General features: G+C 47.7%; 13 protein-coding genes. 11 read left to right on the top strand and 2 right to left on the bottom strand.

What is annotated here, in order from left to right; genetic code table 11:
• Window positions 1-206 precede the first annotated feature (206 nt).
• The 11 genes from F4V51_RS12195 (at window position 207) to F4V51_RS12245 (ending at window position 14,277) form a co-directional block, all read left to right on the top strand.
• Entirely contained in the window at window positions 207-2,639 is a 2,433-nt protein-coding gene (locus F4V51_RS12195) for a glycogen/starch/alpha-glucan phosphorylase (RefSeq protein WP_153978156.1), read from the top strand.
• 178 nt (window positions 2,640-2,817) lie between these two features.
• The gene (locus tag F4V51_RS12200) at window positions 2,818-3,684 is read left to right on the top strand and encodes an AraC family transcriptional regulator (protein WP_153978157.1); all 867 of its coding nucleotides are present in this window, start codon (window positions 2,818-2,820) and stop codon (window positions 3,682-3,684) included.
• A 41-nt stretch (window positions 3,685-3,725) separates the two neighbouring features.
• Complete coding sequence (locus F4V51_RS12205; RefSeq protein ID WP_153978158.1) at window positions 3,726-4,187, top strand: VanZ family protein; 462 nt, start codon at window positions 3,726-3,728, stop codon at window positions 4,185-4,187.
• A gap of 154 nt (window positions 4,188-4,341) precedes the next feature.
• Window positions 4,342-6,069: a glycoside hydrolase family 13 protein gene (locus F4V51_RS12210; protein WP_323131809.1), complete on the top strand. Its 1,728-nt coding sequence runs from the start codon at window positions 4,342-4,344 to the stop codon at window positions 6,067-6,069.
• A 129-nt stretch (window positions 6,070-6,198) separates the two neighbouring features.
• Window positions 6,199-6,891: a metal-dependent hydrolase gene (locus F4V51_RS12215; protein ID WP_153978159.1), complete on the top strand. Its 693-nt coding sequence runs from the start codon at window positions 6,199-6,201 to the stop codon at window positions 6,889-6,891.
• Window positions 6,892-7,179: 288 nt separating this feature from the next.
• Window positions 7,180-8,532 carry a C4-dicarboxylate transporter DctA gene (gene dctA, locus F4V51_RS12220; RefSeq protein WP_153978160.1) on the top strand — a complete coding sequence of 451 codons (1,353 nt, stop codon included), beginning with the start codon at window positions 7,180-7,182 and terminating at the stop codon, window positions 8,530-8,532.
• Window positions 8,533-8,848: 316 nt separating this feature from the next.
• Complete coding sequence (gene treC, locus F4V51_RS12225; RefSeq protein WP_153978161.1) at window positions 8,849-10,570, top strand: alpha,alpha-phosphotrehalase; 1,722 nt, start codon at window positions 8,849-8,851, stop codon at window positions 10,568-10,570.
• Between the two features lie 29 nt (window positions 10,571-10,599).
• A complete protein-coding gene (treP, locus tag F4V51_RS12230; RefSeq protein WP_153978162.1) occupies window positions 10,600-12,615 on the top strand; it encodes a PTS system trehalose-specific EIIBC component in 2,016 nt (671 codons plus the stop codon).
• A 227-nt stretch (window positions 12,616-12,842) separates the two neighbouring features.
• Window positions 12,843-13,694, top strand: coding sequence for a chemotaxis protein (locus tag F4V51_RS12235; RefSeq protein ID WP_153978163.1), 852 nt, complete (start codon window positions 12,843-12,845; stop codon window positions 13,692-13,694).
• Between the two features lie 42 nt (window positions 13,695-13,736).
• Window positions 13,737-13,997, top strand: coding sequence for a YkgJ family cysteine cluster protein (locus tag F4V51_RS12240; protein WP_095287548.1), 261 nt, complete (start codon window positions 13,737-13,739; stop codon window positions 13,995-13,997).
• A gap of 76 nt (window positions 13,998-14,073) precedes the next feature.
• Complete coding sequence (locus tag F4V51_RS12245) at window positions 14,074-14,277, top strand: hypothetical protein (RefSeq protein ID WP_153978164.1); 204 nt, start codon at window positions 14,074-14,076, stop codon at window positions 14,275-14,277.
• A 111-nt stretch (window positions 14,278-14,388) separates the two neighbouring features.
• Here F4V51_RS12245 and F4V51_RS12250 read toward each other — a convergent pair whose 3' ends face one another.
• Together F4V51_RS12250 and F4V51_RS12255 are read right to left on the bottom strand one after the other, a co-directional pair.
• Window positions 14,389-15,510 (bottom strand): AbrB family transcriptional regulator, encoded by a 1,122-nt coding sequence (locus F4V51_RS12250; RefSeq protein ID WP_236146749.1) that lies wholly within the window; start codon window positions 15,508-15,510, stop codon window positions 14,389-14,391.
• Between the two features lie 163 nt (window positions 15,511-15,673).
• Complete coding sequence (locus F4V51_RS12255) at window positions 15,674-17,002, bottom strand: MFS transporter (RefSeq protein ID WP_153978165.1); 1,329 nt, start codon at window positions 17,000-17,002, stop codon at window positions 15,674-15,676.
• Window positions 17,003-17,057: the final 55 nt, after the last annotated feature.

The following is a 17,057-nucleotide window of genomic DNA, read 5'->3' on the forward strand; positions in this document are numbered from 1 at the left end:
AAATGAAAATTGCACGTGAACGAAGAGGGCAGAAAAAACCTGGAGAAGCGTAGCGTTCACCTTTATCCCCGGATTTCTACACTTGAGAAACTAGATCATAGAAATCCGGGGGTAACAGTGATCGGAAGGTTGTTCTGCCAGCGTAGTGGCCAGTGTAATCATTATTTTTTCACAATATACAGAATTTCACCGGGAGGAACCTGCTTTTGTTTGACAACAAAGAAACATTCAAGAGTATTTTTGGACGGAATCTGGTCAGCAAATTGGGCAAACCACTTGAAGAAGCCACGAACGAAGACGTCTATCACGTACTGGGCAGCATGATTCGCGAGTATGCGGGTCAGGACTGGGCAGCGTCGAATCAGGGATTCAAGCAGCGCCAGGATAAACAGGTATATTACTTCTCGCTGGAATTCCTGATTGGACGTCTGCTGGGCAACAATTTGTTGAACGTGAACGAACTGGAACTCGTACGCGACAGTCTCGCCGAGCTGGGCTTCTCGTTGGAGGACATTGAGGAACAGGAATCGGATGCCGGGCTGGGGAATGGCGGATTGGGCCGTTTGGCGGCGTGCTTTCTGGACTCGCTCGCATCCCTCGGCTATGCTGGCCATGGCTGTGGTATCCGGTATAAATACGGATTGTTTGAGCAAAAAATCATCGGTGGCAATCAGGTCGAACTTCCGGACAACTGGCTCGATAAGGGCAATGAATGGGAAGTTAGACGCCCGGACAAAAAGGTCGAGGTTCAGTTCTGGGGCCGGGTAGAGGCCTATGAGCAGGACGGACATTATCATTTTGTCACCAAGGATGCGGAATCCGTCGTTGCGGTACCCTACGATACTCCGGTTCTTGGATACGGTCAGCCGCATGTGAACACACTTCGCCTGTGGAGTGCAGAGCCGAAGAGGGAAACCTCGATGGATACCCCTTCGAACTATTACGGTTACCTGGATTACAGCCGGTCCGTGGAATCGATCTCCGAGTTTCTATACCCCGACGATTCCCAGTACGAGGGCAAGCTGCTTCGTTTGAAACAGCAATACTTCATGTGCTCTGCTGGCGTGCAGAGTGCATTGCGTACATTTAACAAGCTGGAACTATCATATGACCGGTTACCAGACAAGGTGGCATTCCACATCAATGATACCCACCCAACGCTGGTCATTCCGGAACTGATGCGGATTCTCATTGATGTGAAAGGTTATGGTTGGGATGAAGCATGGGATATTACAACGCGCACCGTCTCGTATACCAATCATACAACGCTTAGTGAGGCGCTGGAGAAATGGCCGGTGTCCATGATCAGCAAGCTGCTGCCACGTATTTATATGATCATTGAAGAGATTAACAAGCGATTCTGCGGCATGCTTCTGGATCGTTATCCAGGAGAACAGGAGCGGATTCAGCATTTGGCTATCATTGCGAACGATCAGGTTCGCATGGCACATCTGGCGATTGTCGGCAGTCACAGCATTAATGGTGTCGCTGCATTGCATACCGAAATCCTGAAGGAGCGGGAGATGGCGCCGTTCTATGCCTTGTATCCGGAGCGTTTTAACAACAAAACGAACGGGATAACGCATCGTCGCTGGTTAATGCATGCAAATCCCAAACTGTCCAGTCTGATTACCGATACGATCGGTAGTGAATGGATCACAGAGCCAGGCAGATTGAATGAACTCGCCGAATTTGCTGGCGACGCTTCATTCCAGCAGCAGTTCAGGTCCATCAAACACGAAAATAAGGAACGGCTCGCGGCATACATTCTGGATCATACCGGAACGGCAGTTAATCCGGATTCCATTTTTGATGTACAGGTGAAAAGGCTGCATGGCTACAAGCGCCAGCTTCTCAACATTTTACACGTCATGCACCTGTATAACCGTCTTAAAAATGACTCGTCATTCGATATCGTTCCACGTACCTTCATCTTTGGAGCGAAGGCTGCACCGAGTTATTATTTTGCGAAAAAAATCATCAAGCTGATCAACACCGTTGCGGATACCGTGAACAAGGATAAGGCGGTAAATGACCGGCTGAAGGTATTTTTCCTCGAAAATTATTCCGTCTCTCTGGCAGAAAAAATCATCCCGGCCGCAGACGTCAGTGAACAGATCTCCACTGCAGGGAAGGAAGCTTCGGGTACGGGCAATATGAAGTTTATGATGAACGGCGCATTAACCATTGGTACGATGGATGGGGCTAATGTGGAGATGGCAGAGCAGGTTGGAGAAGAGAATATGTTTATCTTCGGTCTGCGAGCGGATGAAGTGATGGATTATTATCGTTCAGGCAACTATCGTCCTAACGAAATTGTGCAGCAGGATGAGCGCATTCGCGAAGTGGTGGAACAGCTGGTTCATCCAGGACCGTTCTGTTGTCGGGAAGGCGAATTCTGGGATATCTATGATTCATTGCTGGCACATGGAGATGAGTATTTTGTACTGCGTGACTTTGCTGCCTATGCCGATGCCCACGCGGCCATTGATAAGGCTTATCGTGATGTGCCCGGCTGGTCACATAAAGCGATTCTGAATACGGCTCAATCCGGTATCTTCTCCAGTGACCGTACCATTAGCGAATATGCTACCGATATCTGGGGCATTCATCCGGTTTCGGGACACTGGAAAGGCTGAGGTAAATAAGTTAGAAGATGAAGTCCCCTTGATGAAAGGGGACTTTGTTGTGTTATTTTTATTGGAAAAGAGTTAATACCGCACGCAATATCAAAAAAATAAACCTCCGTTAAGTGATAATCAACTCAAGGAGACGGAAATCATCTCCATTTCTATGAAGAAAGGGAAATTACTCGTTATGGATCATTACTCGCAAATACAACGGGCTATCGGATATCTTGAAGAGCATTTGCAAGATGAATTTAACATGAGGGAGGCAGCGGCAGCAGCGGGTTTTTCCGCGTTTCATTTTCAGCGTTTATTCCAGGCGATCACCGGGTTTACCGTACTTGAATATGTGCGCAAGCGCAGACTGACAGAAGCAGCTCGGCAATTGCTGGACTCGGCAGAGGGCATCCTCCATGTAGCCTTGAAGTGGGGATATCATTCGCAGGAAGCTTTCACCAGGGCATTCACTGCCCATTGGGGGACGACACCAGCCCGCTTTCGCAAGCTGAATGAGCTGCCCGCTTCTGCCAAGATTCAGCAGAGTATTGACTTTAATGACTATCGTACCCGGCTGGGAGGAGAGTTTATCATGAACAAACCACGCCTTGTAACCATGCAGGCCATCCAAATCATAGGTTACGCGTACCACACGAATTTGAATAACGACCAGCACTATAACGAAATTCCGGGATTCTATCATGATTTTGGTGCAGAACAGAAATTTATGAATATCCCTGAACGAGCACGTCCTGATTTGGCCTATGGCGTTGCCTGTCAATTTGAGGATGATGGTGCATTCACATTTCTTGTTGGTGAGGAAACTTCATCTGACAAGGCACTGCTTCAACCAGGCTATACAGCATTTGAGATCCCGGGTGGATTGTACGCCGAATTCACCGTGGATGGTTCCGGACAGGATATCCGCAAGATGATTTATGGCAGCTGGCTGCCCCAATCCAATTATGAACGCAGGGAAGGTCCTGATTTTGAGATAACCGATGTGTGGAAATCGACCCCTGAGCAGTTGGACATGAAGATCTATATTCCGGTAAAATAAGGGAGCCGCGCTGCGGTTATCATTCCCGGAGGAATACAGTCATGCAAAAAGGTAGGGGAATATACAAGCCCTGGGTCGTGCTCCTGGTTGCCGTTTTTGCAATAGCCTACCTATGGATTATGGGGAATTTGTTATTTATCCATGGAAGGGTCACAGGGGAGCGTTATCAATACAATCTTGTTCCGCTCGAGACAATCGGACCCTTGTTACTAGAGAGGGAAAGATACAGTACGGAGGCTTGGGTGAAAAATCTGTTCGGTAATATTGTATTGTTTATTCCACTGGGCATATGGATTCCCTGGTTGTTCCGTTCATGCCGAACGGGGTTGAAATTTACATGGACCGTTATTTGGCTGCTGCTTGCCGTTGAATTGGCGCAGCTGGTTTTGAGTGTGGGTTCGTTTGACGTAGATGACATCATCCTCAATACCCTTGGTGCCTGGATCGGTTATATTGCATTTCGTCTGTTCATACAATTCATATCGACAAGGAGATCGGAATAGAAATCTGCCACTCAGGCGGGATTCATTTTGGTCTTTTTTTGTGTGCTTCGGGACACGTTTGTGTTTATACAGTCGGCATTTCGGATAAAACATATTAACGGGTTGTTCTGTACCTAAATGACCTATGTTCATGACAGATATCGGAATAATGCGAATGTGCGGACAAAAATTAGTGAAGAGCGGAAACGGGGTGATCCACATCGTGTGGTGGAAAGAGAGTGTTGTATATCAGATCTATCCCATCAGTTTCAAGGATTCGGATGGTGATGGTCACGGTGACTTGCGGGGCATTTATGAAAAGCTTGATTATTTGACGGATCTGGGGATCGACGTCATCTGGATCTGTCCCATTTATGAATCTCCCGGACATGATAACGGTTATGATATCAGTGATTACTATGCCATTATGCGCAAATTCGGTACGATGGAGGATTTTGACCGGTTGCTTGCAGCGGCTCACAGCAGAGGACTTAAAATCATGATGGATCTGGTACTGAATCACACATCGGATGAGCATGCTTGGTTTGCTGAATCCCGCTCCTCCAAGATCAATCCCAAACGGGATTATTACATATGGCGATCAGGTAAGAACGGTCAAGTACCGAATAACTGGGAATCCTATTTCGGCGGGTCGGTGTGGAAGCATGATCCCGAAACGAACGAATACTATCTGCATTTGTACTCTGAGCATCAGCCTGACCTAAATTGGAACAATGCACAAATGGCCGAGGAGATGTACGAAATGGTGCATTGGTGGCTGCAAAAAGGGGTGGACGGGTTCCGTTTTGATGCGGTAGCCCATATTGCCAAGGCTGAAGGACTGCCCAGTGCACACAATCCTGACAATCTGCCGGTTGTCCCAGCATACCAGCTGTTCTCCAACCTGGAACAAGTCCATTCCATATTGAACAAGCTAAACGACATGATTCTGAAGCCGTATGGTCCCATGACCGTCGGAGAAACATCAGGTCTTGGCCCGGAGCAGGCCCTTGCTTACGTGGGAACAGATCGCAACGAGCTGAACATGGTGTTTCAGTTTGAGCATATGTTTGTAGACGCCAAATCTTCCGGGATAGGGAAGTGGAATTACAAGGAGTGGAAGCTGACCGAACTGAAAGAAATCATGAGCCGCTGGCAGACAGTCCTGCACGGTAGAGGCTGGAATGCCAACTATATGGGCAATCATGATCAGCCGCGTCCGGTTTCCCGTTTCGGCGACGATGGCCGTTACAGGGTTCGGTCTGCTCAGATGCTGGCTACCTGGATGCTTACCCTTGAAGGAACGCCTTACATCTATCAGGGTGAGGAGATCGGCATGACGAATGTTGCATTTCCGAATATCGAGCAGTATCGAGACATTGAAACGATGAATTATTACAGGCATTATATCGCCCAAGGGCGGGACAAAAATGACATTATGAAGGCGATCTGGCTGAAAAGCAGGGATAACGCACGTACACCCATGCAATGGGATGACACGAAGCATGCAGGGTTTACGGAAGGCGAGCCATGGATTCAGGTCAACGATAACTACACAGAGATCAATGTGGCTTCTGCTGAAAACGATCCGGGATCCGTATTGCATTATTATCGCAAGCTGATTGCCCTCCGGAAGAAGAGCAAAGTGCTGATCTACGGTGAGTATGAACTGCTCTTGCCAGATGATCCGGACATCTATGCCTACACACGTACGCTGGATGACGAGAAGATGCTTATCATTCTTAATTTTCGAGGGCATGAACCGGAGATGCAATGGCCAGAAGGCTGGACAGAGGAACGTGCGAAGCTGGTCATCAGCAATGTGAAAAGACGGTATTCAACGGATGAAGGTACCATTCTGCTGCAACCGTATGAAGCCAGAGTCTACCGTTTGCAATCCTGAAGGCGACATTTTGCTTCCCGCAAACGGTATGATTTATAATAAAGTAGGTAAATGCAATTAAGATGGATGTGAACGCAGCGGAACTTGAGAAATGAGGCTGCTCACATCCAATCGTCAGGAGGACTTAAGATGTTGAAAATAACGTACCATGGACACTCCAGCGTACAATTGGGTACGGAGGAGAAGTCTTTAATTATCGATCCGTTCCTGCGTGGCAATGAACTGGCCGTGACGAAGCCGGAAGACATCAAAACCGATGCCGTTTTGCTGACGCATGCACATATGGATCATATTCTCGACGCCGAACCGATTGCCAAGGCAAATAATGCCAAGGTCGTCGCCATCGTGGAGCTGGCTACATACATGTCCTGGAAAGGGCTGGACACCATTGGCATGAATATGGGCGGAACAGTAGATCTGGATTTTGCTCAGGCCAAAATGATTCAGGCGTTCCATTCTTCGGGGATTGTGCTTGAAGAGGAACAGCGAATCATGTATGCAGGAATGCCTGCAGGATTCATCATTAAAATAGGTGGTAAAACCATTCTGCATGCCGGAGATACAAGCTTGTTCAGCGATATGAAAATGATTGGTGACCGTCATCAGATCGACGTCGCTTTTCTGCCGATTGGCGGGCATTTCACAATGGGCCCAGAAGACGCACTGCAAGCTGCGGAGTGGTTTAATGCAGAACTGACCATTCCTGTGCACTATGATACATTCCCGTTGATCCGTCAGGATTCTGAGAACTTTGTACAGCAACTTGCTGCCAAAGGACTGAAAGGTCAGGTCCTTGCACCAGGCGAATCCATCACGCTTTAATTGAATGGAATGATTATTATGGTTAGCACGTATTGTCCCATTCCGTAATTGTTTTTTGTACATGAACACTATTTTATGAAATTTAAATATACGGCCAAAGGCGAATATCACGTTATGATAACTGACGTGATATTCGCTTTTTTTCGGTTTCAGGTTCAAAAAGTGGGCTTGAAGTTGGTACATATCACAAAAATATTGAATTTTCATTGTTGCAGGCTGGTTGGGGATGTTATAAAAAACTACACGTAAACAACGTTCTGAATGGAACGGAAAATAGGGGGAACGTTCATGTCATTTATGAAATCATTGTTTTTCCAAATTATTGTGGCGGTGATCATCGGGATAGGTGTAGGTATTTTGTGGCCTGATTTGGGCAGTTTACTGCAACCGCTTGGAACAGGCTTCATCAAATTAATTAAAATGATTATTGCACCTCTTATTTTCATGGTGATCGTTACAGGTATTGCTAAAATTGGTGATTTGAAGTCGGTCGGGCGAATTGGACTCAAAGCGATTATATGGTTTGAAATTGCAACGACCATTGCTCTCGTCCTTGGTCTCGGTACAGCCAACCTGCTCCGTCCCGGAGCAAGCATGAATGTTGATCCTTCAACACTTGATGCGAGCGGCATTGAAGCCAAAACGAACGGATCCGAGCTGCCGCATGTGGTTGATTTTATCATGAACATCATTCCGACCAGTGTTGTGGATGCTTTCGCACAAAATGCATTGTTGCAAGTACTGCTTGTAGCCTGTCTGTTTGGAGTGGCACTGGCGGCAACCGAGAACAAAGCAAAGGAAAATGTGCTCACATTGATTGAGAATATACTGGGAATTCTGTTCCGGATTATTGGATACATTATGAAACTTGCTCCAATAGGAGCGTTTGGTGCCATGGCCTACACGGTTGGAGCGTATGGAGCCTCGACGCTCTCCTCATTCGGGATGCTTATTATTGCCTGCTATGGAGCGGCCTTGTTGTTCCTGGTGATGCTTGCACTTGCGGCTTGGTGGATCACCGGTCTTAACTTTTTACAATTTGTAAAATATACCCGTTCTGAAGTCATGCTGGCGATTGGAACAGGTTCATCCGAAGTGGTAATGCCGCGTATGATGGATAAGCTGACGAAAGCCGGTTGTGACCGAGCCGTTGTTGGTCTCGTTGTTCCAACAGGGTACTCGTTCAATCTGGATGGTGCTTCAATCTATCTATCCCTTGCAACTGTATTTCTGGCTCAAGCTGTAGGCATCGACCTGACGCTTGGACAAGAGATCACGATTCTTCTTGTGCTGATGCTAAGCTCTAAGGGGATGGCTGGTGTTCCCGGTTCTGCCTTTCTTGCATTATCGGCCACTGCCGCTGCTCTCAATGCGTTCCCGGTTGCAGCAGTAGCGCTGCTGCTCGGAGCAGATCGTTTCATGGATACGATGCGTGTCTTCACAAATCTGATGGGCAATTGCGTGGCCGCATTCGTCGTAGCGAAATGGGAAGGCCTGCTGGATCAGAAGCGCATGCGCGCCGTTCTTTCGGGTGAGATCAGCGCCGCCGAACTGGAACGTGAAGAACTGGCCTCGCTATCATCCATGTCAGTAAGTAGGTCTGAACAAGGGAAAAGAGCTGTATCGCCCGAAATGCTTTAGAAAGGCCAGAGTCTTGAATCACGCGTATCTACCTTACAAGGGGAACCTACCAACCATAAAGGCGTCTGTTTTTGCAGTGCAGTCACTGTGGAAGCAGACGTTTATTTGCGTTCACCAATACATGTATCAGGGAGTTGCCAAACGCAAACCTGCAATTTTATGTTACAGAGCGATTATTAATGGGGAATGTGTAGAAGAGGAATATTCTAGGTATAATGCAGTTTCAACTTGTATATACATGTTTACTTATGTAATATAGAAATGTAGTTAACTGAGATCTTGATCATGTGCAATACAACTTATTGGAGGCGTTAACATGAGTTCAAACGATACAACTTCCTCATCGTGGTGGAGAACCTCCACGGTGTATCAGGTATATCCCAAGAGCTTCAACGACACCACGGGTTCAGGTACCGGGGATATTCGGGGGCTGACCGAGAAGCTCGATTATTTGCAGCACCTCGGAATTGATATTGTGTGGCTGCAGCCGGTATATGTATCTCCGCAGAATGATAATGGTTACGACGTAGCGGACTATTACGAGATTAATCCGGACTTTGGTACGATGGAAGATTTTGATGAATTATTGAAGGGCCTGAAGGCTCGTGATATGAAACTGATGATTGATATTGTGGTGAACCATTCGTCCACGGAACATGAATGGTTCAAGCAAGCGCGTTCATCCAAGGATAATCCGTACCGGAATTATTACATTTGGAAAGATCCGGCTCCGGACGGCGGCGTACCGAACAACTGGCAGTCCAAATTCGGTGGACCGGCTTGGCAGTACGACGAGCAGACAGGGCAGTACTTCCTGACTTTGTTTGACAAAACCCAGGCCGATCTGAACTGGGAAAACGAACAGGTTCGCAAGGCGGTAAGGGACATGATCAAGTTTTGGGCAGAAAAGGGTGTAGATGGTTTCCGGATGGACGTCATTAACCTAATCTCCAAGGATCAGCGTTTTCCGAATGATGACGGCAGCGAAGGCCCAGGCGATGGACGTAAGTTCTATACGGACGGACCACGTGTTCATGAATATATCACCGAGATGTATGAAGAAGTATTTGGTCCTTACAACATGGTAACGGTTGGAGAGATGTCTTCCACAACACTGGAACATTGCATCCGCTACTCGAATCCGGCTTCCCGTGAATTTTCAATGACGTTCAATTTCCATCACCTGAAGGTGGATTACCCGAATGGGCAGAAGTGGGAATTGATGCCTTATGATTTTGAAGCGATGAAACGTTTGTTCAGTGAGTGGCAGACAGGAATGCAGGCAGGTGGCGGCTGGAATGCACTCTTCCTTAACAACCATGATCAGCCGAGAGCGTTGTCCCGTTTCGCGGATGATGGGGACTACCGTGCCGAGAGTGCCAAAATGCTGGCAACAACCATCCACGGCATGCAGGGTACGCCTTATGTCTATCAAGGTGAAGAGATCGGAATGCCGAATCCCGTCTGGAATGACGTAAGCGAATTCCGTGACATTGAATCCACGAATATGTATCGTTTGCTTCAGGAAGAACGCGGAAAGTCAGCGGAAGAAGCCTTTGCCATCGTGAAAGAGCGCTCCCGAGACAACTCCCGAACGCCGATGCAATGGGATGACAGCAAGAACGCCGGATTCACAACAGGTACACCTTGGATCAAAGTAGATGAACGTTACCCTTCGACAAATGTAGCTGAACAATTGGCTGATCCGAATTCGATCTACTATCACTATCGCAAGCTCATTGCGCTGCGCAAACAGATCCCCGTACTGACAGACGGTCTGTATGAGCGCCTGGATGATGCACATCCCGAAGTATTCGCTTATGCCCGGACAAATGGCAATGCAACATTGATCGTTGTGTCCAACTTCAGCGAGAGAGAAGTATCCTTCTCACTCCCAGCAGCGGTCTGGAATGATCATGTATCCGGTAAAATGGCTGAACTGCTTATTGGCAACACAGACGTGGCACCTGCTCTGGATCAAGTGATCTCACTTAGTCCGTACGCTTCTTATATGTGGCTTGTACCACAACAGGACTAAATTACATTATCTAAATAGGAAGTGACAACATGGCAATCGATAGAAAACAGGTTGAGGAGATCGTACGGGCAGTCGGTGGAAAAGAAAACATCGAAGCTGCGACGCACTGTGTCACACGACTCCGGTTCGCCTTGTATGATGAGAGTAAAGTGGATACTGAAGGTCTGGATCAGAATGACCTGGTCAAAGGGCAATTTTCATCGCAAGGACAATTCCAGGTTGTTATCGGACCTGGACTTGTCGATAAGGTATACGATGAGATGATCCAGATTACCGGCGGTGACCGTGCGTCCAAGGACGATGTGAAGGCAGCTGCCGGCAAAAAGCAAAATCCGATCCAACGCGCAATCAAAACGCTGTCAGACATTTTTATTCCGATCCTGCCTGCCATTATTACGGCAGGTCTCCTGCTCGGAATCAACAATATTTTGACAGGACCGGGCATATTTTTTGATGAACAATCGCTGGTTGATGTCTACCCGGCATGGAAGGACCTGGCGTCCATCATTAATACCATTGCAAGCACTGCCTTTACCTTCCTTCCTGCCTTAATTGGATGGGCAGCAGTAAAAAGATTCGGCGGAAGCCCGCTGCTGGGGATTGTGCTTGGGCTGATCCTGGTGCACCCTGATCTGCTGAGTGCTTACAGCTATGCGAATGCAGTAAATGAAGGTACCGTGCCGACCTGGAATCTCTTCGGCTGGCACATTGAGAAGATTGGTTATCAAGGCCAGGTTCTGCCGGTATTGGTTTCAGCTTACCTGCTGGCCAAAATTGAGATTTTCCTGAACAAAAGGGTGCATGACTCCGTCAAGCTGCTAGTCGTTGCCCCTATAACGTTACTTGTTACCGGATTCCTTGCATTTACCATCATTGGTCCCGTTACATTCGCCATTGCGAATGCGATTACATCTGGCCTGATTTATATTTATGAATCCTATGCGGCCCTTGGAGGTCTAATCTATGGTGGTCTGTATGCATTGCTGGTTATTACCGGTATGCACCATACGTTCCTGGCGGTCGATGTACAATTGATTGGTAGTCAGGGAGGTACATTCTTGTGGCCGATGCTGGCGCTGTCCAATATCGCCCAAGGCTCTGCAGCACTTGCGATGATGCTGGTTCTACGCGAACAGAAGATGCGCGGGCTTGCGGCTACTTCATCCGTATCAGCTTTCCTCGGTGTTACGGAGCCTGCCATCTTCGGGGTAAACATCCGTTATCGTTATCCGTTTATCTTCGGTATGGTAGGTTCAGCCATTGGTGGCGTTCTGTTGACCATGAATAATGTCCAGGCGACCTCCATCGGTGTAGGTGGAGTTCCCGGATTCCTGTCCATCTTCCCGAACAAATGGGGAGTGTTCTTCATTGGCATGGCGATTGTGCTCATCGTTCCATTCGTTCTGACGGTGATTTTCGGCAGAGCGAAGTTGAGAAAGCAAGATCGCAGCACTAACGCTGAAGCAGTAACCGGAAGCAAAACAACCGCAGTCTCTGCGAGCAATACAGCGGTTTCGGGTGAGGAAGCAGCCGCAGCCGAACGGACACGCACAAATGCACAAGTGGGAGACGAACCGGTGAACACGCTGGAAGTCATGGCCCCATTAACAGGAACAGCGGTTCCGCTGGACCAGGTACCGGATCCGGCTTTTGCCGAGAAACAGATGGGTGAAGGGGTAGCCATTGAACCTTCAGGCAATCGAGTGGTTGCCCCGTTTGATGCCCAGGTTGCACATGTTATCAAGAGCAAACATGCGGTCATTCTGGAACATGCAAGCGGCTTGCAAATTTTGATCCATGTTGGGATCAACACGGTATCACTGAAAGGCGAGGGCTTCAACATGCACGTCGAAGCTGGTGAACATGTTAGAGCCGGACAGACGCTGCTCGAATTTGATCGTAATGTCATTGAAGCTGCTGGACATCCGCTCATTACACCAATCATTATTCCGGATGGTCAGGATATGGTTGATCGGGTAGAAGTCACTACTGGTGACGTTTCATCGAATCGCAATGGTATACTAACCGTTCATTTGAAGGGATAATTACCCACCTGAGCTTTTAAAATATTTGCTTTCTTCTATTCAAAACGAACCAGTACAGGTCTGCGAGCCTGGAACTGGTTCGTTTTTCTTTGGGGTCATGATACACTATGTATAACTAAAATTTAAAATAGACTATCGTTGATCACCGCGTGTATGCATGTTACGGATGAATTATTCATATGGTTCTGAGGAGAGTTCCTAGTGCGAAGAACGATAGGAGGAGAGCCATGACGCGTGTAGCAGTGATGGTTATACATGGACTGGGTATGCAAAAGGATGATTATGCGGATAAATTGATTTCACGTTTGCATAAGGAATTTGACCAAGTGATGGTCATGCGTGGAGCAGCGGAGAAATATTTGGACATTGAGCCGGTCTTCTGGGCGGATGTCTTTGAAGAGAGGGAAGAGGCGCTGTTCCAACAGCTGGTAAGCTCTCAGCAGTTGAATTATCAGGTGCTGCGCAGATTTGTGATCCACTATCTGGCGGATGCTGTCGCCTATCAGCCAGTTGAGCATCAAGGCCATAATTATGACGCTGTACACAGGACCCTCAACCGAGCCATGAATGTACTCGCACAGCGCAACGGTCCCGAAACTCCGCTCTGCGTGATTGCTCATAGCCTGGGTGCTGTCATTGCCAGTAATTTTTTTTATGATCTCCAGTTTCCATCGAGCCGCGTTCCATCGATCGTGGATGTAACCTCTGCATTGGAGCGGGGAGATACATTAACCAATTTCTATTCGTTTGGAACGACGCTGCCACTCTGGAGTCTACGTTATCATGACTTTAGCAGTCCGATTCAGGTACCATCCTCCATGGCTGCACAGCAGTACTTTCCCGGGCTGGAGGGGGAATGGGTTAATTTTTATGATCGGGACGATATTCTTGGATATCCATTACGACCTATCGATCCGGCTTATGAAGCCGCGGTCAAGGAAGATATAGAAATTAACTCAGGTGGTTTGATTGGGAGCTGGAATCCGCTCAGTCATGGGGGATACTTCGTCAATCGTGCCATGAACCGCAGGATTGCCCAAGGACTGGCACGTACCTGGACTTGGGTGAATCGTGAATGATATCTATGTATTAGGATACAACTGTTGGAAGGGGGAGTTACTTTGGAATGCAGGACAGGCTGTGCCGCATGTTGTATCGCCATATCCATCTCTTCACCGATACCAGGCATGGAAGATGGTAAACCGGCAGGTGTACGGTGCGTACAACTGACAGCCGATAATCGATGCAGCATCTTTGGTCATCCGGATCGTCCGGCTGTTTGCAGTGGATTACAGGCTTCGGTCGATATGTGTGGAGATTCGGATCAGGAGGCTTTTCATATTTTGAAACGATTGGAAGAAGAAACGAAACCCGGATTCTAACGTGAAGTTGTTTTATTGAAAAAGGGTAATTATACTTATTATGGAAGTTATATGAGTAGAGAGGAGCATGGGATTAATGCATCTGGTCAAACAATTTCTGGTCATGACAGCGAATATGATCGCTGAACTGTGGATGGGATTCTATCGACGAAACTCGGACTTCTATGATAAGCAAACTTCTGGATCGAAAAGTAAAACGGGATATTATGTTTTTGTTATTACTTCTGCAGTGGTTGCAGTAGGTGTGGTCAGCTGGATGTATAATCGTATGTACTCATAAGTGTCTAAGAAGAATGAACCCTGTACGAAACAAGTTCAACGTGTAAAATCAAACCAAAGAGTATCCATGGATAACAACCAAGGGATACTCTTTTTTTGGTGTGCTTGTCCCTCAGGATCTGGAGGAATGAGCACGCTCTTCTTTTTTCTTCAGCATGTGTGTGAGAAGCAGCTTTAACACGGAGGATACAATGAAGAAAATAAAAAGGATCCGGAACAGCTGATATCCAGACACCACGGACAGGTTGGCATTGACTTCATGAGCCATGATACTCATCTGATCCATTCCACCTGGCGCCATGCTGAGCAGGGAGGTAGCGGCTGAAAGAGAGAACAGCTGCATGAGTACATAACTTAACCCCAGCGAGCCCGCAATGAGGAGAAAACTGCTGAGCACAGCGAGGGTAATGGTTTGTGTTTTGCGCTGCAGATGCTGAGGCCTGAGCATGAGACCCACATGACTGCCAATCATCAGCTGCGAAATATTCAGCAAGGAGGAAGGCAAGGGTGATGTTTGCATGGTTGTAGTCAGATGAATGACACACATAACAATCATTGGCCCAAGCATAAACGCTGTAGGAAAACGAAGCTTACGAGCAGCCCAGGCACCAGCTACACAGAGCGGACCATAGAGAAGGATCTCTGGAAAAAGATTCATCCATGACGCAGCCTGAGCCGCTTGAGGATCAGCTGCAGCGCCCGCTGCACCGCCAATCCATGGACTGAACACCAGGAAAGGCACACAGAATACAATCAAGATCAACCGAGTCACTTGCAGGAAGGTGACCAGCGTCAGATTAATGGACTTCATTTCTTCCGCAAGCGATACCATTTGGGACAACCCGCCGGGTATGCTCCCTACCAGGAGAGAAGGGAAATCAAAATCAGTCAGCTTGGATGCGATGTACGCGGTTAGCGTACATAATCCAATCAACAGCAGGGTCATGAGCAGCATCATGGGAAGCTGGTGGAGAATGCCCTGCAATGCATCTGCTGTCAGAGACAACCCGATAGAATAACCGACAATCAGAATCCCATAATCCCGGATGGACGTAGGCCACAGGAGCGGCAGTTTAACGACCTGTGACCCAAGCAGCATAAATACCATGGGGCCGAGCAGCCAGGGAATCGGGGTGTGGATGGCTGTGAACAGAAGTCCGCCGAGTACCAAGACGCAGAGACTAAGAATGAACCGGAAAAAGGCGGAGGGACTGAGCTTAAGCATCAGTTCCATCCGCTTGGTCTTTCTGCTGGATCAGGTTGTATCGATAGTAAGTATGAGTCTGAATTAAGAGTATGAACCATGTGTGATCACTCCTGATGATAAAATACGTCCTCTGAAAGTTCACTATTTATGGACGGACTACGACATGTTAAGCGAACTTGCTACAGCTTGATTAGTTTAACCGAACACGTGCTGAAGGTTTGGGTTCTTTAAACATCATATAGTACATCAGCGAGGAAATCACGTATAAACCGCCCGTAATACTAAACGTAATGGCGTATCCCCAGTACGTGCCGTATGTGGTTACGAGGTAGGATTGGACAGGCCCCATCGTTGCCCACCCAATCATAAATGCAGTTTGCATCAGGGAATTGGCAATTCCGCGACGCTTGTCGGAAACTCTGTCTACCAGAATGGCAGATTGAATCGGATTCGCTGCATTCATCAAAGCTTGTCTGAACAAAAAGCTGACCGAAGCAATGAAAAGTACGTTAGTGAAACCGGTCAACAACAAAAATGGAAGGGAAAACACCTGAAATAGGACTACAGCTCGGACACTTCCGACTTTGGCGGCAAGCGTCGGCCCGATGAGCATGGAGACGATCGTCATAATTTGTCCAAGCGAAATAAGTAAGCTCATCGCACTTAGCGAAACGGAAAAGCGGTTGGTAAAATACAAATTCAGGTAAGGCACAACCAGCCCGGAGCCGAACCCAATCAGTAATTGAGTAATAACAAACTGACCAATCAGTCGGGAGTCATTCTTTTTGTCCGGTAATTTCCCAGGCTGTTCGGTAGCAGACAGATTTTTATCCTCAGAGGCAACCACCGCAGGAACAGCATTAGTAGTGACAGTCTGTGCGGGAGTTTTATCATCGGATACAAACAGCATCGGAATAAATGCGGCCAAAGTTGCTGCTCCCCCAATGAACAATACGGTTTGCAGTCCAGTAACCTTGGCGATTCCCAGTGTGTGCAGAAGGTCGGCAAACACCCCGCCGCCTAGACTTCCAAGCACCTGCGAGGCAAGCACAAGGGAGGAGTAGTAGCTGAACATCTTCAACCGCTGACTCTTCTTCACATTTTCGGCGAGAAAAGGAATGGCTAGGACCTGAAATACGCCTGCGAATAGTCCTGAAAATACAGCGAACCAGATCAGGCCGCTCGCCGAATAATAAAACGACCGGCCGATAAGAAAGATTCCGCTGAATAAAGCCCCTGCGATTAGCAGTCTTTTTCGGCTGAAACGATCACCACCAAGTCCGATAGGTACAAACATGATCGCTGTGGCTAACGATTGAATACTTACGATCTGGCCGTTCATTGTATCATTGTAGCCTAGACCCTGAATGTACAGATTGTACAAAACCGAGAACATGCCATTTCCGATCTGATACAGGATGCTTGCCAGAAAAAAGAGTTGAATATTTCGGGACCAACCCCGAATCTCAGCATGAATCTGTCGTAAAACTCTCAATTGTAATCCCCCAGTCGTTACCATTGCAGTGATTCCAGTGTAACAGGAAAGGGGGATTTGCGGAAGAATTGACCACTGT

It is taken from the genome of Paenibacillus xylanilyticus (genome assembly GCF_009664365.1).
Classification (GTDB): Bacteria; Bacillota; Bacilli; order Paenibacillales; family Paenibacillaceae; genus Paenibacillus; species Paenibacillus xylanilyticus_A.

Bases quoted from the DNA above. Each gene is read 5' to 3' on its own strand.
- F4V51_RS12245 (WP_153978164.1), top strand. From the start codon at position 14,074: ATGCATCTGGTCAAACAATTTCTGGTCATGACAGCGAATATGATCGCT.
- F4V51_RS12250 (WP_236146749.1), bottom strand. From the start codon at position 15,510: ATGGAACTGATGCTTAAGCTCAGTCCCTCCGCCTTTTTCCGGTTCATT.
- F4V51_RS12205 (WP_153978158.1), top strand. From the start codon at position 3,726: ATGCAAAAAGGTAGGGGAATATACAAGCCCTGGGTCGTGCTCCTGGTT.
- F4V51_RS12255 (WP_153978165.1), bottom strand. From the start codon at position 17,002: ATGGTAACGACTGGGGGATTACAATTGAGAGTTTTACGACAGATTCAT.
- treP (WP_153978162.1), top strand. From the start codon at position 10,600: ATGGCAATCGATAGAAAACAGGTTGAGGAGATCGTACGGGCAGTCGGT.
- treC (WP_153978161.1), top strand. From the start codon at position 8,849: ATGAGTTCAAACGATACAACTTCCTCATCGTGGTGGAGAACCTCCACG.
- dctA (WP_153978160.1), top strand. From the start codon at position 7,180: ATGTCATTTATGAAATCATTGTTTTTCCAAATTATTGTGGCGGTGATC.
- F4V51_RS12235 (WP_153978163.1), top strand. From the start codon at position 12,843: ATGACGCGTGTAGCAGTGATGGTTATACATGGACTGGGTATGCAAAAG.
- F4V51_RS12200 (WP_153978157.1), top strand. From the start codon at position 2,818: ATGGATCATTACTCGCAAATACAACGGGCTATCGGATATCTTGAAGAG.
- F4V51_RS12210 (WP_323131809.1), top strand. From the start codon at position 4,342: ATGTGCGGACAAAAATTAGTGAAGAGCGGAAACGGGGTGATCCACATC.
- F4V51_RS12215 (WP_153978159.1), top strand. From the start codon at position 6,199: ATGTTGAAAATAACGTACCATGGACACTCCAGCGTACAATTGGGTACG.